At 64.7% G+C, this 18,099-nt stretch carries 19 protein-coding genes; 10 read left to right on the top strand and 9 right to left on the bottom strand.

Annotation, left to right across the window (positions count from 1 at the left end):
• Positions 1–124 precede the first annotated feature (124 nt).
• Positions 125–985, bottom strand: coding sequence for a nucleoside triphosphate pyrophosphohydrolase (gene mazG / locus XI09_RS06130; protein WP_271566070.1), 861 nt, complete (start codon positions 983–985; stop codon positions 125–127).
• A 127-nt stretch (positions 986–1,112) separates the two neighbouring features.
• Here mazG and queC point away from each other — a divergent pair, with 127 nt between their 5' ends.
• Positions 1,113–1,826: a 7-cyano-7-deazaguanine synthase QueC gene (gene queC, locus XI09_RS06125; RefSeq protein ID WP_271566069.1), complete on the top strand. Its 714-nt coding sequence runs from the start codon at positions 1,113–1,115 to the stop codon at positions 1,824–1,826.
• 149 nt (positions 1,827–1,975) lie between these two features.
• Here queC and XI09_RS06120 read toward each other — a convergent pair whose 3' ends face one another.
• Genes XI09_RS06120 through nthA form a run of 3 tightly spaced genes read right to left on the bottom strand, consistent with a single transcriptional unit; the run spans position 1,976 to position 3,632 of the window.
• Positions 1,976–2,353, bottom strand: a complete 378-nt coding sequence (locus tag XI09_RS06120; protein ID WP_027542775.1) for a nitrile hydratase accessory protein — start codon at positions 2,351–2,353, stop codon at positions 1,976–1,978.
• The gene (nthB, locus tag XI09_RS06115; protein WP_271566068.1) at positions 2,353–3,012 is read right to left on the bottom strand and encodes a nitrile hydratase subunit beta; all 660 of its coding nucleotides are present in this window, start codon (positions 3,010–3,012) and stop codon (positions 2,353–2,355) included. Before nthB ends, XI09_RS06120 begins: the two co-directional genes overlap by 1 nt.
• Positions 3,009–3,632 (bottom strand): nitrile hydratase subunit alpha, encoded by a 624-nt coding sequence (gene nthA / locus XI09_RS06110; RefSeq protein ID WP_271566067.1) that lies wholly within the window; start codon positions 3,630–3,632, stop codon positions 3,009–3,011. Before nthA ends, nthB begins: the two co-directional genes overlap by 4 nt.
• 62 nt (positions 3,633–3,694) lie before the next feature.
• Here nthA and XI09_RS06105 point away from each other — a divergent pair, with 62 nt between their 5' ends.
• The 4 genes from XI09_RS06105 (at position 3,695) to XI09_RS06090 (ending at position 8,122) form a co-directional block, all read left to right on the top strand.
• Positions 3,695–4,453, top strand: coding sequence for a hypothetical protein (locus XI09_RS06105; RefSeq protein ID WP_271566066.1), 759 nt, complete (start codon positions 3,695–3,697; stop codon positions 4,451–4,453).
• Between the two features lie 144 nt (positions 4,454–4,597).
• Positions 4,598–6,073: a DASS family sodium-coupled anion symporter gene (locus tag XI09_RS06100; protein ID WP_271566065.1), complete on the top strand. Its 1,476-nt coding sequence runs from the start codon at positions 4,598–4,600 to the stop codon at positions 6,071–6,073.
• Positions 6,074–6,315: 242 nt separating this feature from the next.
• Entirely contained in the window at positions 6,316–7,467 is a 1,152-nt protein-coding gene (locus XI09_RS06095) for a methionine ABC transporter ATP-binding protein (RefSeq protein WP_271566064.1), read from the top strand.
• Positions 7,457–8,122 (top strand): methionine ABC transporter permease, encoded by a 666-nt coding sequence (locus XI09_RS06090; RefSeq protein WP_271566063.1) that lies wholly within the window; start codon positions 7,457–7,459, stop codon positions 8,120–8,122. Before XI09_RS06095 ends, XI09_RS06090 begins: the two co-directional genes overlap by 11 nt.
• A 104-nt stretch (positions 8,123–8,226) precedes the next feature.
• On the opposite strand, the gene XI09_RS06085 is transcribed toward XI09_RS06090, so the two are convergent.
• Positions 8,227–8,796, bottom strand: coding sequence for a helix-turn-helix domain-containing protein (locus XI09_RS06085; RefSeq protein ID WP_271566062.1), 570 nt, complete (start codon positions 8,794–8,796; stop codon positions 8,227–8,229).
• A 694-nt stretch (positions 8,797–9,490) separates the two neighbouring features.
• Here XI09_RS06085 and XI09_RS06080 point away from each other — a divergent pair.
• Both XI09_RS06080 and fsrB read left to right on the top strand, forming a co-directional pair.
• The gene (locus tag XI09_RS06080; protein ID WP_271566061.1) at positions 9,491–11,476 is read left to right on the top strand and encodes a TonB-dependent siderophore receptor; all 1,986 of its coding nucleotides are present in this window, start codon (positions 9,491–9,493) and stop codon (positions 11,474–11,476) included.
• 179 nt (positions 11,477–11,655) lie between these two features.
• Positions 11,656–12,945 (top strand): siderophore utilization protein FsrB, encoded by a 1,290-nt coding sequence (fsrB, locus tag XI09_RS06075; RefSeq protein ID WP_271566060.1) that lies wholly within the window; start codon positions 11,656–11,658, stop codon positions 12,943–12,945.
• Positions 12,946–13,109: 164 nt separating this feature from the next.
• On the opposite strand, the gene XI09_RS06070 is transcribed toward fsrB, so the two are convergent.
• A complete protein-coding gene (locus tag XI09_RS06070) occupies positions 13,110–13,631 on the bottom strand; it encodes an Hsp20/alpha crystallin family protein (protein WP_271566078.1) in 522 nt (173 codons plus the stop codon).
• A gap of 307 nt (positions 13,632–13,938) precedes the next feature.
• Between XI09_RS06070 and XI09_RS06065 the strand changes: the two genes are divergently transcribed.
• Entirely contained in the window at positions 13,939–14,157 is a 219-nt protein-coding gene (locus XI09_RS06065; protein ID WP_271566077.1) for a DUF6894 family protein, read from the top strand.
• Positions 14,158–14,281: 124 nt separating this feature from the next.
• A complete protein-coding gene (locus XI09_RS06060; protein WP_271566059.1) occupies positions 14,282–15,097 on the top strand; it encodes a hypothetical protein in 816 nt (271 codons plus the stop codon).
• A 383-nt stretch (positions 15,098–15,480) separates the two neighbouring features.
• Here XI09_RS06060 and XI09_RS06055 read toward each other — a convergent pair whose 3' ends face one another.
• The 3 genes from XI09_RS06055 to XI09_RS06045 all read right to left on the bottom strand — a co-directional run bounded on the left by XI09_RS06055 (position 15,481) and on the right by XI09_RS06045 (position 17,186).
• Complete coding sequence (locus tag XI09_RS06055) at positions 15,481–15,846, bottom strand: hypothetical protein (RefSeq protein ID WP_271566058.1); 366 nt, start codon at positions 15,844–15,846, stop codon at positions 15,481–15,483.
• Positions 15,847–16,052: 206 nt separating this feature from the next.
• Entirely contained in the window at positions 16,053–16,301 is a 249-nt protein-coding gene (locus XI09_RS06050; protein WP_271566057.1) for a hypothetical protein, read from the bottom strand.
• A 186-nt stretch (positions 16,302–16,487) separates the two neighbouring features.
• Complete coding sequence (locus XI09_RS06045) at positions 16,488–17,186, bottom strand: M24 family metallopeptidase (protein WP_442869537.1); 699 nt, start codon at positions 17,184–17,186, stop codon at positions 16,488–16,490.
• A gap of 238 nt (positions 17,187–17,424) precedes the next feature.
• Here XI09_RS06045 and XI09_RS06040 point away from each other — a divergent pair, with 238 nt between their 5' ends.
• Positions 17,425–18,087 carry a Spy/CpxP family protein refolding chaperone gene (locus tag XI09_RS06040; protein ID WP_271566056.1) on the top strand — a complete coding sequence of 221 codons (663 nt, stop codon included), beginning with the start codon at positions 17,425–17,427 and terminating at the stop codon, positions 18,085–18,087.
• Positions 18,088–18,099 lie beyond the last annotated feature (12 nt).

Raw genomic sequence — 18,099 nt, 5'->3', positions numbered from 1 at the left:
GCCACAGGCGGTTGAGTTTGGCGCGCTGGTAGCTCCAGCGTCTTACAACAACATGCAATCGGGGTAATGGGTCCCGGCCTTCGCCGGGACGACTGCGGAGTTAGCAGCGGAGACGACGACGGAGTTAGCGGCGCGCTTGGTTGCTTCTCTCAACAGCAGGAGCCTGCTGCTCCTCACCCTTCGCCGCATTCCACAGCGCATCCATCTCCGCCAGCGACGCCTGCTCGAGCGTCCGCCCCTGTGCCTCCAACGCCCGTTCGATGAACGCAAATCGACGCTCGAATTTCGCGTTCGTCGCGCGGAGCGCGGCTTCCGGATCGGCATCGACATGGCGGGCGAGGTTGACGAGTGCGAACATCAGGTCGCCGGTCTCTTCCGCAAGCTCCTCCTTGTCGTTGCGGTCCAGCGCGGCTTCGATCTCGTCGGCTTCCTCGCGGATTTTTGCCAGCACCGCGCGCGGGTCGTTCCAGTCGAAGCCGACGGTGGAGGCCTTGCGCTGCAGCTCCATGGCGCGCGTCAGCGCGGGCTGGCCGGCCTTCACGCCCGCGAGCAGGGACTTGTGCGACGGCTTTGCTTCCGGCGGCCGGCGCGCAGCCCGCTCGGCTTTCTCCTCGGCCTTGATGCGGTCCCAGACTTCCTTGACGTGGGAGGAGGCGAGATTGCCGTCCTTGTCGGCGAAGACATGGGGATGGCGCCGGATCATCTTGCGGGTGATGGCCTCGACGACGTCGCCGAAGGCGAACGCGTTCTGCTCCGAAGCCATCTGGGCGTGGAACACGACCTGGAGCAGGAGGTCGCCTAGCTCCTCGCGCAAATCGTCGAGATCGCCGCGGGTGATGGCGTCCACCACCTCATAGGCTTCCTCGATCGTATAGGGCGCGATGGTCGCAAAATCCTGCTCGAGGTCCCAGGGGCAGCCGGTCACCGGCGTGCGCAGCGCCGCCATGATCTCGATCAGGCGGGAAATGTCGCGGGAAGGGGTCATTGCGGGCCGTTCTCCTGGGTCTCCAACCTTATGCCAAAAGAGGCCCGCCGATCCCAGCGCCGGCACGCGGAACGAGCCGATTTCCACCGATTGGCTGATACGTTCCGCGGTGCTAAAGCGCGGGGCCATGAGTGACGCTTTTTCGACCGAAACCGCGCTGGTGCTGTTCTCCGGCGGACAGGATTCCACCACCTGCCTTGCCTGGGCGCTGAGCCGCTTTGCGCGTGTGGAGACGCTGGGGTTCGACTACGGCCAGCGCCATGCTGTTGAGCTCGCTTGCCGCGACCGTCTGTTCGACGGCCTCAAGGGCCTGCGCGCGGATTGGGCGGCAAAACTCGGCGAGAGCCACACGCTGTCGATCCCGACCTTGGCCGCAATCTCGGACACGGCGCTGACGCGCGACGTCGCGATCGCGATGGGCGCCGATGGGCTGCCGAACACGTTCGTGCCCGGCCGCAATCTGGTGTTCCTGACCTTTGCCGCGGCGCTGGCCTACCGGCGCGGCATCACCCATATCGTCGGCGGCATGTGCGAGACCGACTATTCCGGCTATCCCGACTGCCGTGACGACACCATCCGCGCCATGCAGGCCGCGCTCTCGCTCGGCATGGCGCGGCCCTTCGAGCTGCATACGCCGCTGATGTGGATCGACAAGGCGGCGACCTGGCAGCTGGCCCATGACCTCGGCGGCGACGGGCTGGTCGATCTCATCCGCGAGCAGTCGCACACCTGCTATCTCGGCGAACGCGGCGCGCAGCATGAGTGGGGATACGGCTGCGGCGAGTGCCCGGCGTGCAGCCTGCGGGCGAAGGGGTGGCGGGAGTATGTGGCGGGACGCTGACGCAACACGGTCAGTGTCATCGCCCGCGCAGGCGGGCGATCCAGTATTCCAGAGACTGTGCTTGAGCCGAGAGGCCGCGGCGTACTGGATTCCCCGCCTTCGCGGGGAATGACAGCGTAGGGCTTGGCACGAGCGTGCCAATTACCGAGCTAGCCAAAATCCTCCGGCTTCAGCTCAATCGGCTTGCCGTGCGGCGTGCGATCCGCCGCGTGGTCCCAGGCGTCGCGATAGCGGTGCAGCGTCTCGGTGGATGCAACGCCCTTGCGCGCAACCAGTCCCTCCAGCGTGGCGAGCCAGTGCAGGTAGTACGTCTCGCCCGTATCAGGATCGCCGGCGGCCTGCGCACGCTTGATCTCGGAGGCCAGGGCTGCGGCCCATTCCGGCCAGGTGAACACGCCGCGCTCGTGCAGGCTCAAGGCCATCGCAAACGCGTGCGCCTCCCAGGGTGCGCGGAACACCGGGCCGTCGTCATCGCGGGGAATGCTCGGGATCGCCGCGGTCGCGGCGGCAGCAAGCGTGCTGCTCATCACGCCGGGTCCAGATATGGCTCGAACGCGTCGATCGAGACCTTCGAGGTCGGATCGCCATCCGCACCCCAGAGATCGCTGCCCTCGAACACGACGGTGTAGAGCCATTGCGGATTCTCGCCGCGCTCCATCGCCGCCGAATCCGGAAACACGTGGCAGCCATGGTTCAGCTCGACCACACCGACATGACCGCGCACATAGCGCGGCAGGCGGGTGTGCGTCGCCGGATGAATGTTCTTCGCGCGCACGCGGTCGCCGATGTTGAACCTGGCCGGCGCCGGCGCAGGGCGGGCAAACTTGCCACGCACCATGGTGCGCTCGACGTCGCCGAGCTCCAGCTTGCCGTGCTTGAGCGCCTTGGCCGGCTGCATGGCGTGGCCCGCAGCGACCTCCTCCCGGGTGAGATAGCCCTTGGCGATCAGCATCTCCTCGAGCCCGAGGAACCACTTCTGATAATAGGAGCTCGACAGGTATACGTGCGGCGGCAATGTCTCGCGATAGAAGCGCGAGGTATCGATGTTGAAGGCGCCGGCGGCGCCCATCGCGCGCACCATCGCCAGCACGCGGGATTCCCACGCCGCGTGGAACACCGGCTCGTTGGGTTCGGGCTCGACCTTGCCGAACCCGTCCATGCCGCCCATGTCGTGCACGCCGTTCACGACGGCGCTCCGGGCGTTTTGGGAAAGCCGGTGCCGATCATGGAGTCGCGCGTGACGAGCCCGGCGAGCTGCTCCTCGCTCCAGCCCTCCGTGCCCTCGGGCCGCATCGGCAGCACCAGAAAGCGCGTCTCGGCGGTCGAGTCCCACACCCGGATCTCCATGTCCTTGGGCAGCGTAACGTCGAAATCGGCGAGCACGCCGCGCGGGTCTTTCACGGCGCGCGAGCGGTAGGGCGCGGCCTTGTACCAGACCGGCGGCAGCCCCAGCATTTCCCAGGGGTAGCAGGAGCACAGCGTGCACACGACCATGTTGTGCCGCTGCGGCGTGTTCTCGACCACGACGAGATGGTCGCCGACGCGGCTGACATGGCCGAGCGTGCCGATCGCCTTGCTGCCGTCCTCGAGCAGCGCCTGCTTGAAGGCCGGATCGGTCCAGGCCTTGGCGACGACGCGCGCGCCGTTGTGCGGACCGATCCTTGTCTCGTAGGCCTGGATGATGGCATCGAGCGCGGCCGGCTCGACATAGCCCTTTTCGGTCAAAATCGTCTCGAGCGCGCGCACGCGCAGCTCGGTCTCGGACAGTTCGGAATGGTCGTGATCGTGGTGGTGATGGTCGCTCATGGACGGAAGATAGTCCCAGAATCCGGGCGTTGTCGAGGCGAAGACTCTGCTAACATCGGGCCATGGGATGGGCTGCACGAGCTGGAATAACCGCCGCAATCGCGGCTCTTGTCGCATTCGCGGCGCAGGATGCGCGCGCCGCGAATGGCGCCTATGCGGTGGATGCCGCCGACATCTCCGAGGTCGGCTCCTGCAAGGTTGAAAGCTGGCTGTCGGCTGCTTCCAACACGGATTTCTCCGCAGTCGCCAATCCCTCCTGTGTCATCGATCCGTTCAGGCCGATCGAGCTGAGCTTGCAGACCATCCGGGCCCGCAGCGATGGCGACTGGAGCACGACGGTGGCTCCGAAAGCCAAGACGAATTTCATCCCGACCGGCGTCGGCCGGTGGGGATTGTCGGCCTATGGCGGGGGATCATTCGATGCGGCGACCGGGGAGGCGCTATCCGCCTTTGCGGTCATCCCCGCAACCTTCCGCCTGTCCGAAACCATGCGCATCAACGTCAACGGCGGCTGGCTCTGGGATCGCACCGTGGATCGCCACTACCTGACCTATGGCATCGGCTTCGACTGGAAATTCACCGACACCTTGCAATGGACGATCGAGGCGTACGGCCAGGCGGGCGCATCCGAGATCGCAAGCGTCGTGCAGCCGCGTTTCCAGACCGGCGTCCGCTACCGGCCGAACGAGATCTTCTCCGTCGACCTGATCTACGGCCGCAACATCACCGGCGAAAACGCCAACTGGATCACCATCGGCACCACGATCCGCTTTCCGGTCCGCGGCAGCGAGCCGGAGCATCGGCGCACCGGGCATTTGTGAGCACCAGGGAAAATCAGGCACCGGGCGGCAGAACCGGCGTCAAGCCATTGATCGCGCCGCGGACAGTCCGTATACGCCGCGCAGGGACAAAAGCGGCCCGGCCAACGGGCGGCACAACGCAACGACAATCGAGGGGGAGGACCCATGGCCGCTAGCTCGCAGGCGCCTGAGGCGAAAGGGTTTCGCTGGAAGCTGGTCGCACCGCTCGTGGTGTGGCTGGCGATCTATCTGTGGCCGGTGCCATCAGGGCTCAACGTCAATCAGTGGCACTACTTTGCCGTGTTCGCGGCCGTCATCACCGGGCTCATCCTGGAGTCGATGCCGGTCGGCGCGGTCGGCCTGATCGGGCTCACGGTCGCCGGCGTCGGTGGCTATATCGATCCCGATCCGACCAAGTCGCTGCGCTGGATGCTGGCGGGCTTTGCCGAGAGCACGGTGTGGCTGATCGTCGGCGCCTTCGTGTTCTCGATCGGCTATCGCAAGAGCCAGCTTGGCCGGCGCATCGCGCTGGTGCTGGTGCAAAAGCTCGGCAGCAACACGCTCGGCCTCGGCTATGCGGTCGCGATGTCGGACTTTCTGCTCGCGCCGGCAACGCCCTCCAACACCGCGCGCAGCGGCGGCATCGTCTATCCCATCATCAGCAACATCCCGCGCATCTACGGCTCCGAGCCGGGACCAACCGCCGGCAGGATCGGCACCTATGTGATGTGGACCGCGTTCGCGGCGACCGCGGTCACCAGCTCGCTGTTCTTCACCGCGCTCGCACCCAATGCCGCGGCGCTGGCGATCGCCAAGAAGACCGTCGGGGTCGAGGTGAGCTGGGGCCAGTGGTTCATCGGCTTTGCGCCGCTCGGCATCCTCCTGATGATCCTCGTCCCGCTGCTCAGCTATCTGGTGTGCCGGCCCGAAGTGAAGCGCAGCCCCGAGATCTCCGAATGGGCGGCCAAGGAGCTCGCGGAGATGGGCCCGATGTCGCGCAACGAGTGGATCATGCTGGCGCTGATCGTGCTCGCGATGTTCCTGTGGATCGCCGGCTCCAGCCCGGACATCCACGTGCCGCTGCTCGGCTCGAATTTCGTCAACGCCACCACCGTCGTCTTCATCGTGATCTCGCTGATGCTGGTCACGGGCGTGATCGAGTTTGCCGACATCGTCAGCGAGAAGAGCGCATGGGAGGTGTTCTTCTATTTCACCTCGCTGCTGACGCTCGCCTCGGGCCTCAACGAGATCGGCTTCATCAAATGGTTCGCGACCGAATACGCAAAGCCGCTCGCCGGGCTGTCGCCGTCAACCGCGATGCTCCTGCTGGTCGCACTGTTCTTCTGGATCCACTATTTCTTCTCCAGCATCACCTCACACGCCGCAGCGGTGTTGCCGGTGGTGCTCGCGGTCGGCTCGGGCATCGCCGACCTGCCGGTCACGACGCTCGCCATGCTCTGCATGTATTCGCTCGGCCTGATGGGGGTGATCTCGCCTTACGCCACGGGGCCGGCGCCGATGTATTTCGGCAGCGGCTATATCGGGAAGGGCCAGTTCTGGGGCTTTGGGCTGATCTTCGGGCTGCTCTATTTCGCCGGGCTCCTGCTGATCGTGCTGCCCTGGTTGCAGGTTGCCAGGTAAGCCGGGCCGAACGCCGACAGCCCCCTGCAGATGAATTTTCTTCGCCGGGGAGGGATTTGGAAAACTTCGTCCAACTCCCCGCAAATATCTGACATTGCAAGAAAGACCCGTTCGCGTGATGGTGCGTGCTGCGGTGCAGCGCGTTCCACCCGAGCGCTCGGTCGCAATTTCACTCCCCGTCGCTCGATGCGACCTGGTTCCCGTGCGCCCCTGGGGGCATGCGGGCAAGCGAACTATCGTACATGAAGGCCTCCGCCATGAACGCCCACCAATCGCTCGCGATCGGACAGAGGATCGAGACGCTCGATGCGATTTCACCTGCCGCGACCGAACCGGACGCGATGGTCCGTTTCGAACGCATTTCGAAGACCTATCCGGCCTATCGCGGCAAGCCCGGCGTCAACGCCCTGCAAGACATCGACTTCACGATCCCGCGCGGCTCCATCACCGGCGTGATCGGCCGCTCCGGCGCCGGCAAGTCGAGCCTGGTCCGGTTGATCAACGGGCTGGAGAAGCCGACCACGGGACGCGTGATCGTCGATAACAGGGATATCTCGGCGCTGGCGGGCCGCGGGTTGCGGCTGGCGCAGCGCTCGATCGGCATGATCTTCCAGCATTTCAACCTGCTGTCGTCGCGCACCGCGGCCGACAACATCGCGCTGCCGCTCGAGATCGCCGGCTGGGCCAAGTCCGACATCAAGGCCCGCGTCGCCGAGTTGCTTGCCCTCGTCGGCATCGCCGACAAGCACGACCGCTATCCGTCGGAGCTGTCCGGCGGCCAGAAGCAGCGCGTCGGCATTGCGCGGGCGCTGGCGACGCGGCCGAGCGTGCTGCTGTCGGACGAGGCGACGTCCGCGCTCGATCCGCAGACCACGCGCGCGATCCTCGACCTGCTCGCCAACATCAACCGTGAACTCGGAGTGACCATCGTGCTGATCACCCACGAGATGTCCGTGGTGCGCCAGCTCGCCAGGGAGGTCGTGGTGCTCGACGCCGGCCACGTCGTCGAGAGCGGTCATGTCGCCGATATCTTCACCCATCCCAAACATCCGATCACGCAGTCCTTCCTGGCCGAGGTGATCGGCGACAGCCTGCCGGTGTCGCTGGCGAGCCGGATCGTGCCGGAGCCGCCTGCCGGCGGGCAGGCCGTGATCCGCGTCCAGGTGCGCGGGGCAGGGGCCGGCGACACCCTGGTCGCACGGCTCGCGCGCGAGCTCGGCCTCGACGTTGCGCTGCTTGCGGCCCGTATCGACGAGATCGGCGGCCAGCATGTGGGCTCGCTCACCCTCGCTATCCCTCTCGGCATTTCCAGCGGCGAAGACGCGGTGACGCGGACGCTCGCCTGGCTGTCTCAATATCAATTCCCGGCGGAGCGTCTCGGCTATGTCGCCTGAACTCATCAACCTGATCATCCAGGCCACCTTCGAAAGCCTGTACATGGTCGGCATCGCGGCGCTGCTCGGCACCGCCTTCGGCCTGCCGCTCGGCGTGTTCCTGGCGACCAGCCGGAAAGGGGAGCTGTTCGCGGCGCCCGTCGTCAATCGGGTGCTCGGCATCGTCGTCAATGCGACGCGCTCCACGCCCTTCATCATCCTGGTCGTGGCTATCATCCCGTTCACGCGGCTCGTGGCCGGCACATCGATCGGCTCGACTGCGGCGATCGTGCCGCTGACCATCGCGTCGACGCCGTTCATCGCGCGTCTCGTGGAGGCTGCGATCCGCGAGGTCGATGGCGGCCTGATCGAGACCGCGTCCTCGTTCGGGGCTTCGCCGATGCAGATCGTGTTCAAGGTGCTGATCCCCGAGGCATTGCCCGGCCTGTTGCTGGCGCTGACGCTCGCGGTGGTGAGCCTGCTCGGCTACTCCGCCATGGTCGGCGCCGTCGGCGGCGGGGGCTTGGGGGATCTCGGCATCCGCTACGGCTACCAGCGCTTCATGCCGGAGATGATGCTGGCGGTCGTCGTCGTGCTGATCGCACTGGTCCAGCTCGTCCAGAGTGCCGGCGACTATCTGGCGCGCCGGGTCAACCGCCGGCTGCGGCATCGCTGACCTGGTAGCGACGGGGCGCGTCAGGCGGCACCGGCAGACGTGGCGTGAACAGCCGAAGCGTGCAGGACCATAGCGAGCGAGGTCGCGCCTTCGTCAGCGCGAATTCACTCCGCCGCCAGTTCGACGTCGCTCGCGCGCGCCTCGCCGGGTGGCAATCCGATCGACGCCGGGCCGGCAACCAGGCTGTCGAGGTCGACCAGCAGCAGATCGGCAATGTGGGTGAGCTGGTGCAGGGGGATGCTCAGCTCTCCGCGCTCGGCGCGCGACACGAACTCGGGCGAGACGCCGAGATGGTTCGCGATCTGGCTCTCGGTATAGCCACGCGCCTCGCGCGCGCCTCTGACCTGCGCGCCAATCTGTTGCCGGTGCAGAACCTGCTCTTCCTCGGTCATCATGAGGGCCTGTTCGTCCAGGCTCGCAACACCGTCCGCGAATGCGACGCCGAGCAGTCTCCGCTTCTGCCATGCCACACGACAGGGCTTTCGCAGCCCGTCAGCAAAGATCAGCGTGGCCTGTTTCGGAAACGACAGCGACCAGTCGAGCTTCAGCCTTGCGCCCGTGCCTGATACGTCCGAGATCGTGCAGGGGATGCTGACGGTGCCGCTGGCGCCGTCAAACTCGATGATCCCGGTCCTCGCCGTGGATTGCCTGGTCGCTGCGCGCAATTCGCTCATGGATGTCGAACCCCGGGTGCCCAGCACGCGCCGGCACAGAACGTTGCGGTGCGTGCCGCAGAATGAAGGAAGTATCCCGCAGCTGAATTTACCTCCGGGGTTCCTCAGGCTCAATCGAGCCTGGCGGGCATGGTAAAGGATTCGTTCTCCGCGCTCGCATTCGATGTCGCCCGATGCCCCGTCCGGTCGATCGATCGCGTTCGTCTAGAAGGATTCCAAATCGGCGGCGCCTGCACGTTGGGTCGCGCATGAGCGCATTCGCCGCAGTTCCTGCGCACAGCTCTGGAGAGATTCTAACGCTGTTCCTATCGCACTCCGAAATCGCCTGCGTTAGGGCGGGGCATCAAGAACGATACCGGCAAAGCCGGCAGTGCGTGGGGCCTCGCAAGACGTGACAGACTTCCAACTTCATTCGCGTTCCGACACGCGTCTTCGACAGCTTCAGGTGCTTTTCTTCGGCGCCGTCAGCACATTTTCTCTCGTCGTCCCCTTCGGCGCCGTACGGGCGCAGACGCAAATTCCCGCGGTCTCCGTTGAAGCACCGGCTCAGCGGGCCCGTCCTGCGGCGGTTGCTTCGTCGCGACGGTCGGCAACGACGCGCAACTCCCGCACCAATCGGCGCGCTCCCGCGCAGCAAGCCGCGCCAACTCAGCCGGCTTCGAACGGCGCCACCGGTGAGCGCGCCAATGGTCCGGTGCGCGGTTTCGTCGCCACGCGAAGCGGCACCGCCACCAAGACCGACACGCCGCTGATCGAAACGCCGCAGTCGGTGTCTGTCGTCACCACCGACCAGGTCAGAAATCAGGGCGCGGTCTCGATCGGCGAGGCCCTGCGCTACACCGCGGGCGTCAGCGGCGACGTCAATGGCGGCTCGGACACCCGCTTCGGCGCCCTCCAGATCCGCGGCTTCGACACGACCATGTCGGGCCTCTACGTCGACGGCCTGCGGATCCCGTCGAGTAACTACGTGCATTTCAACGGCCTCGATCCCTACGGCGCCGAGCGCCTCGAGGTTCTCAAGGGGCCGTCCTCGGCGATGTACGGCGGCAGCGGCACCGGCGGCATCCTCAACTACGTGACCAAGCTGCCGACGGCGCAGCAGTTCGGCGAGGTCTCGGTCTCCGGCGGCAGCTTCAATCGCTACCAGGGCCAGTTCGACATGGGCGGCCCCGCCAACAAGGAAGGCACCGTGCTGTGGCGCCTGACCGGCGTGGTGCGCGACGGCGAGACCCAGGTCGACTTCACCAAGGACAACCGCGTCTTCATCGCGCCGGCCGTCACCTTCAAGCCGAACGAGGACACGACGATCACGATCCTCGCCAACTACCAGAGGGACCGGGCAGGGTGGGGCCTTCAGTTCCTGCCGGCTTCAGGCACCGTGTGGCCGAACAACGGCCGCACCATCCCGGTCTCGTTCTTCGCGGGCGTGCCGAGCTTCAACGCGTTCAACACCGAGATCGCAACCGCCGGCTACCAGCTCTCGCACAATTTCACCGACAACATCACGTTCCGGCAGAACCTGCGCTACGCCTATCAGCACAACGAGGAGAAGGTGTTTTACGGCGGAGGCTATACTGACGAGGCCGCGGGGCAGCTCGCGCGCTTCGGCAGCTACAGCAACTCCTACATCAACTCCTTCGCGGTGGACAACCAGCTCCAGGGCAAGTTCACCACCGGCATCCTCAGCCATACCACGCTGGTCGGGATCGACTATCGCAACACCTCCTTCCGCGACACCGCCTTTGGCGTCACGACCTCGGCCCCCGAGATCAACGTCTTCAATCCGGTCTACAGCTACGACTGGACCGTCGGCGCCATGAGCGACAACACCGGCGTCAAGCAGTCGCAGGTCGGCCTCTATGCGCAGGATCAGATCAAGCTCGGCCGGCTCTCGTTCCAGCTCGGCGGCCGCCAGGATTTCGTGACGACGCAGCTCGACAGCGGTATCAGCAACACATCGGTCTCGAAAGATGCTTCGGCTTTCACCGGCCGCGCCGCCGTGATGTACAATTTCGACAACGGCGCGCCGTATTTCAGCTACTCGGAATCGTTCCTGCCGGTGCTCGCGACGGGACCGGGCGGCCAGATGCTCACCCCTGAAACCGGCGTTCAGTACGAGGTCGGCGTCAAGTACCAGCCGTTCGGCTGGAACGCGCTGTTCACCTTCGCCGCCTTCGACCTGACGCGCGACAACGTCGTCACCTACGCGCCTGGGGCCACCTTTGCCGAACAGACCGGTCAGGTGAAATCGCGCGGCATCGAGCTCGAAGGCACGATGTCGCTCGCCGACGGCTGGAACCTGCGCGCCGCCTATGCCTATGTCGATGCCATGGTCACGCAGGATCCGGTGAATGTCGGCAAGGCGCCGGTCACCGTGCCGCTCAACCGCGCCTCGCTGTGGAGCGACTATACGCTTCAGGGCGGGCCGCTCGCCGGCCTCCAGTTCGGCGGCGGCGTCCGCTATGTCGGCGCGACCTGGGGTGATGATGCCAACACGTTCAAGGTGGGAGCCTCGACCATGCTGGACGCGCTTGTGGCCTACACCAGGGACAATTGGCGCCTGTCGCTGAACGTCACCAATCTCGCCGACACGCGCTATGTCGCTGCCTGCTACAGCCTGTCGGGCTGCTTCTACGCCGAGGGGCGCAAAGCCATCGGCAAGCTGACGTACCGCTGGTGAGCTTTGATGGCACAGGCATATAGACTCCCACTGGAGGTCGTCATGCCCGGGCTTGTCCCGGGCATCCACGTTTTTCTGTTCCGCGGGAAAGGCGTGGATGGCCGGGACAAGCCCGGCCATGACGCTGTGGAGACCTTAGCGGCCCAGTTTCCGACAGACCGCTTCATGAGAGGCGAACGATGAGAGCCATATTCGGTCGGTTGCATCGCTGGGCGGGCCTGCTCACGGCCGGATTCCTGTTCTTCTCCGGCATCACCGGGGCGATCATCTCCTGGGATCACGAGATCGACGACGTCCTGAACAGCCATCTGTTCGACGTCACCAGCAAGGGCCCGGCCATTCCCTCGATCGAGCTCGCCAGGCTGATCGAGCAGCGCGATCCCCGCGCACGCGTCGTCTACCTCTTCATGACGCCGGAGGAGGGCCACTCGCTGTGGTTCTTCGTCATGCCGCGGATCGATCCGGCAACCGGCAAGCGCTATCCGCTCGACTACAATCAGGTCTTCCTCGATCCCAACACGGGCGTCGAGCTGGGGCGGCGCTACTGGGGCGCGGTATGGCCGGTGACGCGGGAGAACTTCGTCTCGTTCCTCTACAAGCTGCACTACACCATGCACATCCCGGAATTCTGGGGCAGCGACCGCTGGGGCATGCGCCTGCTCGGCATCATCGCCATCATCTGGACCATCGACTGCTTCGTCGGCTTCTATCTGACCCTGCCGTCACGACGAGGCGCGAAGGCCGCGCGGGCTCCGCAGGTCACGCGCCAGCTCGAACGCGGCTTCTGGGCGCGCTGGGCGCCGGCCTGGACCATCAAGACGTCGGGCAGCGCCTACCGGATCAATTTCGACATCCACCGCGCCTTCAGCCTGTGGACCTGGGGGCTGCTGTTCGTCATCGCCTTCACGGCGTTCTCGCTGAACCTCTATTTCGAGGTGTTCTCGCCGCTGATGAAGATGGTGTCGAACTACACCCCGACGCCCTATGAGCAGCGGCCGTACCGCGATCTCGACGATCCCATCGAGCCCAAGGTGACGTTTGCCGACATCGCTGCGCGCGCGGCGGCCGACGGCAAGGGGCGAGGGTGGTCCACTCCGGTCGGCTCGATCAATTACGGCCCTGCCCATGGCGTCTATGCCGCCGCCTTCTTCCATCCCGGCGACGACCACGGCGCCGGCGGCGTCGGGCCGGCGCAGCTCTATTACGACAGCGAGGACGGCCGTCCGCTCGGCGAACGGCTGCCCTGGGTCGGCACTGCCGCCGACATCTTCGTGCAGGCGCAGTTTCCGCTGCATTCGGGACGGATTGTCGGGCTGTTCGGCCGCATCCTGATCTCGATCATGGGGCTGGTGGTGGCCGCGCTCTCCGTCACCGGCGTCGTGATCTGGTGGCGCAAGCGCCGCGCCCGCGTCCGCGTGCGCGAGACGGCTGCGATGCGGCTGAGCCGGCAACTGACGCCGGCGGAGTAGGGCACGCACGCAGGTTCGCTCGACCTGAATTATCGCGTGTCAGATACATGGGCACGACTTCGTGTCGAGGCCTTGGCCACGACACGAGACGTCGCTTGGCGCCATGGTCGAAGCGAGAAGGTCGAGGCGAGGCTGGTTCATCGCCGCCTCGCCTCCAGAAAGTCCTAGACCGCCTTCACGCTGATGGTCTTGGCAGGCTTCTGTGCTTCTTCCGTCTTTGGAAGAACGACCTTGAGCACGCCGTTCTTGAACGTCGCCTCGATCTTGTCGGAGTTGACGCTGTCGGGAAGGGCAAAGTACCGCTCGAAGCTGCCATAGCGGCGCTCCGAAACGTAGTAGTCCTTCTTCTTCTCCTCGGTCTCTTCCTTTTTCTCGCCCTTGATGGTGAGACCGCCGTTGGCAACCTTGACGTCGATATTCTTCTCGTCAAGCCCAGGCAGCTCGGCTGTAATTTCGTACGCCTTGTCACTTTCGGTGACGTCGACGGCCGGCGCGGACAGCTTTTTCGAGACATCGCGCTCAAGCCGCGCAAGTGAGCGGAATGGGCGATTCCAAAGGCCCTCGCCGAAATCCTCGAAGAGTCGGTCGATCTCGCCTCTCAGCGCCTCGAAGGGGTGCCAGGTTTCTCCCGCAACTGTCGGCGCGCCGGACGACTTTGTGACGGGCAGTTTGGTCTCGGTTGGCATGTTCAATCTCCTTTCCTGTTTGACCGGCACCGATCGGAGAAAAGAATATGTGCCCACCAGCGGCTCGGATTTGACCTCGGTCAATCGATCTTCCGATCTCTGCCCGCTCTCCGGGAGCCCCGCCGGTGATCGCCACGGCTTACGCATTTGATCGGAATCAAATCCGCTCCTGGGAACCTTCGCTAGCTTCGCTGCGTATTTAACTCGATTTGCAGTTGCGTCCGCCGGTGCCGGGTGGCCCATGTTTGCTTGCCTCTCCGACAAGATGGCCAAGCACTCCAGGACAGGTGGACGCGAGAGGATGCTGATGCGCACATACTATTTCGACATGAAGGATGGCGTTCCGGCTCGGGACAAGTCAGGCTTGGAGTTTGGAAGCGATGGCGCCGCCATTGCCCACAGCAAGAGCCTGGCGGAAGACGTTCGCACGAAAAGGCCGGGAGGCCATCCAGATCTCCGGATCGTTGTCATCGACGAGAACGGTCGGGAAGTTCATCGCGAACCGGTGTATTCGAAGAACAATTGACCATCGCTGTCCGCTTGCGCCGGCGGAGCAGAGCCCACGACGGCCCACCTGCCCACCGCGAATGAACCCTCCCACGAAACTGACGCACAAAGACTGAAGACAGCCCTTGCTTCGTGGGATCGCTATGAAGTGCCTTGCCTTACTCTGCCTGCTTGTCCTGGCCACGAGCGCAAATGCCGCCACTCCCGAGCAGCGCTATCTCGACCTGCGCGATCGTTACATTGCAAAGTTCTCCAAGGCGCCGGAAAACGACGAGACCTCCAGGCAGCATGATGCGGCGCTGAAGGAACTGACAGGCGTGCTGCGCGACCTCGTGGGACAGGTCACGATCAAGGGGCTGCCCGCAGAGGGCAAGTCGAACGCCGATACGCTCTTCAAGGGCGACTCCGGATTCGGCCATCTCGACGGGCTCGGCTTCGCCTCCGAGGGCGACAAGATGCAAGCCGTGGCGACCACGACCGCGCTGCTCAAGCACTGGCTGCGCGAGCACCGCGAGGACGGCATGCCGCAGGAGATCGACGCGGCGTTCAGGTCGGACCGCTTCTACTATTACGCGATCCAGGATTCCGCCTTCGCCAAATATGCCGAGTTGCCGATCACGAAGCCTGCGGCGGCCAGCGCCGCGGTCGCCGTTCTCGGCGTGCGCGGCAATGGTGATCTGAAGGGGTCGCCGCGTGAGATCGACGTCGTCGCGATCCGGGGCGAGAAGGTCTACTTCCTCGCCGTGACCGACGCCGTGAAGACGACCGAGATCCCAGCTTGCGAGAAGGTCTGGAAGCAGATGATGGCCAGGAAAACCCCGCAGGACAGCATGGCCAAGGAAGACCAGGCGATGGACGCCTACACAAAATGCTTCGCCAAGGAAGCGCCAAGCCAGAGCTGGTTCGCTGCGGCCGTCAAGAAGGCGCAGGGCCAGCTCGAGTTGCTGCCGCTGCGCTAGAGCGCGCTGCCGCCGAGATTCCACCCGCGGCCAACTTCAACCGCTTATCGTTCCCCCGCGCGAAAATCTCGCGGTTCGGTCGACGAGAAAGACGACAAGGTCCGTGTCGCGATCGTGGCCGAGTTTGCTGACGCTCTGAAGAGTGTCTGAGGTCGGTCTGCCCGTGCAGAAGACCCGTCTGACGTCGATAGACATAGGAAGCGCGATCTGCGCTGCCTTTCTCGCATCTTCGATCGAAATTTTCGAGCGCTCTACCTCGTCGAGCGGCTTTCCGAACGCCTCAGCACGTAGCCGCAACGCGCGATCAGGCGCGCTCGATGGCACGCTGATTGGGAAGGGTCAGTGACAGAGACTGTCACGCCCAAACAGCGTCATTCGTGCCCTCAGTACGGCGAGTAGTATTGCCGGCGATAGGGATAGGGGTCGCCGTAGTACCCTGGCGCAGAGTACCCTCGCTCGTAGTACCCGGGCCCGCCATAGCCGGACCCGTAGGCCCCATAGGCGGCGGCTCCAGCCGCGGCACCCAAGATGCCAAGGCCGATTGCGGCCCCCGGAGCGGCGCGGTAGTAGCCGCGACCGCGGTAGTGGCGTCGGTAGTAGACCTCTGTCACCCCGGACGAAGAAACCGCTTGTTTCGGAAGACTCGTGCTAGGCGAGATCGGAGCTGCCTCCGAGGGCAGCACTGAGCCGAGGATCGCCGCGCCGAAGAGCGAGACGGCAACCACGCATTTCATTGTCTGCTGGTTCATGATCGTATCCTCTCGAATTTGGAGCATCTCAAGCGGCAAGTCACTTGCGTGCCACTGGCCGAGAAAGAACCTCGACGCGGGGCACTCTTGAGGGGCGCTGGTGGCGGCGGATTTGAGGATTCGTGGTTCTAGCGAACTCACAGACCCGCCTCCGTACTCACGCTCCGACTTGGCCGATTACTTGGTGCAAGTTACTTGGCGCAAGTTTACTTGGCGCAAGTCTTGTCCGCCTTCAAAGCCGCTTCTGCCGAAGCCTTTGTCGTGTGAGCGGTGCCGATAACCTTCATGCTGCCGCCGGCAGGCTGACTCTCGACGATCTGACACTTCATGGTCGCGGTATCCTGAGCCAGGTAGAACGAGGAGGGCGATTGGCCAACGGTCTTGCCCGTCTCAGCTGCGACTGACGGAGAAGCGAATGCGAGAACGGCGACTGCCGCCAATAGAGTTCTTTTCATAGTATCCACCAATTGTTACGCGTCCGGATCGGACAAAGAATGAACAGGGCGGGCCGACAAGGGTTCCTGCGATCGCCGATTTGTTTTTTGCGCGTGGATTGATGGAGCGAAAAACGATGTGCTTGGGCGGAAGCCGTGCGCAAAAAATCACGCAGAGTGCCCCAGCCGGCTTGCGACGCAGTCAGATCAAAGCGCACTCCCGCCGAGATTCCACCCGCGGCCGCCCTCGCCAAAGATCTCGTATCCCGTCGCCGTCACCGCGACCGTGTCCTCGAGCTTGATGAAGCCGCGCCTGGGATGCTTCATCGTGGTCTCGATCGAGACCACCATGCCGGGCTCGAGCGGGTGGCGAGCGTCGATATCGTCATAGGGAACCGGACCCTTGGCGGTCAGGCGAGGGGCCTCGTGGCTGACGAGGCCCATGCCGTGGGCCAGGAAATCCGTGCAGTCGCGCCGGGTGATCTGGGCGAGCTGCCGCTCGGCCGCGACATAGATGCCGCCGCCCATGGCGCCCGGACGGACTGCGGCGAAGGCGGCGCGCTGCACCGCCTCGATCTCGGCCAGACAATCCTTCAGCTCGGCATCCGGATCGCCCAGCACGGCCATGCGGGCGAGGTCGCCGATATAGCCGTGATAATTGCCGCCGGAGTCGAGCGACAGCAGGTGTCGCTGACGGGCGGGCAGGCGAGCGGATGCCGGCAGAGAGTCCCGTTCGCAACGGTGTTGCCGCCGCCGTGAACGGCGCGACCTTAGAGGAGCCGACCGTTTCCTTCTTGCCCATGTGATGAGGGACTTCGGTCTTCGGGCCGCCGCTATAGTGGTGACCGTTCTCTTCCTTGTCCGTGCTCTGTGCCATCGCGGGCACGGCAGGCGCGGCGGCGGCAACGATGGCAATCAGTGTTCTAGTGAATCATGTCCGTTCTCCCGGTGAATGACACATCAAAGCAGAAACGGCGGAGCTCATACTTGATGCGCCCCAAGGTCGAAATCGGTCGTGGCGATCGTCGAGCCCGACCTACATCGTCCGTGCGCCGGGCCGTCCGGACCCATTGACGTGCCTCAATTGGTCGGAGACGAAAACGAGTCATCCTGAGTGCTTGCAATCCACAACCAGGAGCTTGTCATGCGCGCTTTGACCTTTGCCGCCGCGCTACTCGTCACGACGCTCGGGCATGCCGCCTGGGCCCAATCAGCCGCGGAGCACCAGGGGCACCACCCCGACCAGAAGGAGGCGCAGGAGCAGCCCAAGCCCAAGGCGGTCCCGCCGGGTCCGGCCGGCTCTCAGAGCATGAATGGCGGCGGAATGATGGGCGGGAGGATGCCCATGGTGGACATGGCGAAAATGATGGAGATGATGCGGCAGTCCGGGGACGGAATGGGCATCGATACCATCGATCACATCGAGGGCCGGATCGCGTTCCTCCGCACCGAGCTTAAGATCACCGACGCGCAGCAGCCCGCCTGGAACACGTTCGCCGATGCCTTGCGGACGAACGCCAGGACGTTGGGAGAGATGCGCGGTTCGATGATGTCGCAGCAAGGCGCCGGCGCTCCGGGCCTGGTCGAAAAGCTCGTGTTCCAGGAGAAGTGGCTCGCGGCGCGGTTCGAAGGCACCCGCGCGATGAAGTCGGCGCTGACGAACATGGTCGCGATGTTTTCCGAAGAGCAGAAGAAGACCGCGGACGAGTTGCTCGCGCCGCAGATGGGCATGATGCCGATGATGTCGCCGATGCGGGGCGGAGGCATGATGGGCACGGGAATGCAGCCCGGCAAGCCGATGCAGTGAGGCCCTGCGGGC

It is taken from the genome of Bradyrhizobium sp. CCBAU 11386, assembly GCF_028128955.1.
Taxonomy (GTDB): domain Bacteria; phylum Pseudomonadota; class Alphaproteobacteria; order Rhizobiales; family Xanthobacteraceae; genus Bradyrhizobium.
The sequence above is the reverse complement of the archived record's forward strand: the minus strand, read 5'-3'. Positions and strand labels throughout refer to the sequence as shown.

Excerpts from the sequence above, each read along its gene's own strand:
- XI09_RS06055 (WP_271566058.1), bottom strand. The coding sequence starts at position 15,846 with ATGAACCAGCAGACAATGAAATGCGTGGTTGCCGTCTCGCTCTTCGGC.
- mazG (WP_271566070.1), bottom strand. The coding sequence starts at position 985 with ATGACCCCTTCCCGCGACATTTCCCGCCTGATCGAGATCATGGCGGCG.
- nthA (WP_271566067.1), bottom strand. The coding sequence starts at position 3,632 with ATGAGCGACCATCACCACCACGATCACGACCATTCCGAACTGTCCGAG.
- XI09_RS06040 (WP_271566056.1), top strand. The coding sequence starts at position 17,425 with ATGCGCGCTTTGACCTTTGCCGCCGCGCTACTCGTCACGACGCTCGGG.
- XI09_RS06090 (WP_271566063.1), top strand. The coding sequence starts at position 7,457 with ATGTCGCCTGAACTCATCAACCTGATCATCCAGGCCACCTTCGAAAGC.
- XI09_RS06060 (WP_271566059.1), top strand. The coding sequence starts at position 14,282 with ATGAAGTGCCTTGCCTTACTCTGCCTGCTTGTCCTGGCCACGAGCGCA.
- XI09_RS06070 (WP_271566078.1), bottom strand. The coding sequence starts at position 13,631 with ATGCCAACCGAGACCAAACTGCCCGTCACAAAGTCGTCCGGCGCGCCG.
- XI09_RS06065 (WP_271566077.1), top strand. The coding sequence starts at position 13,939 with ATGCGCACATACTATTTCGACATGAAGGATGGCGTTCCGGCTCGGGAC.
- XI09_RS06050 (WP_271566057.1), bottom strand. The coding sequence starts at position 16,301 with ATGAAAAGAACTCTATTGGCGGCAGTCGCCGTTCTCGCATTCGCTTCT.
- queC (WP_271566069.1), top strand. The coding sequence starts at position 1,113 with ATGAGTGACGCTTTTTCGACCGAAACCGCGCTGGTGCTGTTCTCCGGC.
- XI09_RS06100 (WP_271566065.1), top strand. The coding sequence starts at position 4,598 with ATGGCCGCTAGCTCGCAGGCGCCTGAGGCGAAAGGGTTTCGCTGGAAG.
- XI09_RS06095 (WP_271566064.1), top strand. The coding sequence starts at position 6,316 with ATGAAGGCCTCCGCCATGAACGCCCACCAATCGCTCGCGATCGGACAG.
- fsrB (WP_271566060.1), top strand. The coding sequence starts at position 11,656 with ATGAGAGCCATATTCGGTCGGTTGCATCGCTGGGCGGGCCTGCTCACG.
- XI09_RS06105 (WP_271566066.1), top strand. The coding sequence starts at position 3,695 with ATGGGATGGGCTGCACGAGCTGGAATAACCGCCGCAATCGCGGCTCTT.
- XI09_RS06120 (WP_027542775.1), bottom strand. The coding sequence starts at position 2,353 with ATGAGCAGCACGCTTGCTGCCGCCGCGACCGCGGCGATCCCGAGCATT.
- XI09_RS06085 (WP_271566062.1), bottom strand. The coding sequence starts at position 8,796 with ATGAGCGAATTGCGCGCAGCGACCAGGCAATCCACGGCGAGGACCGGG.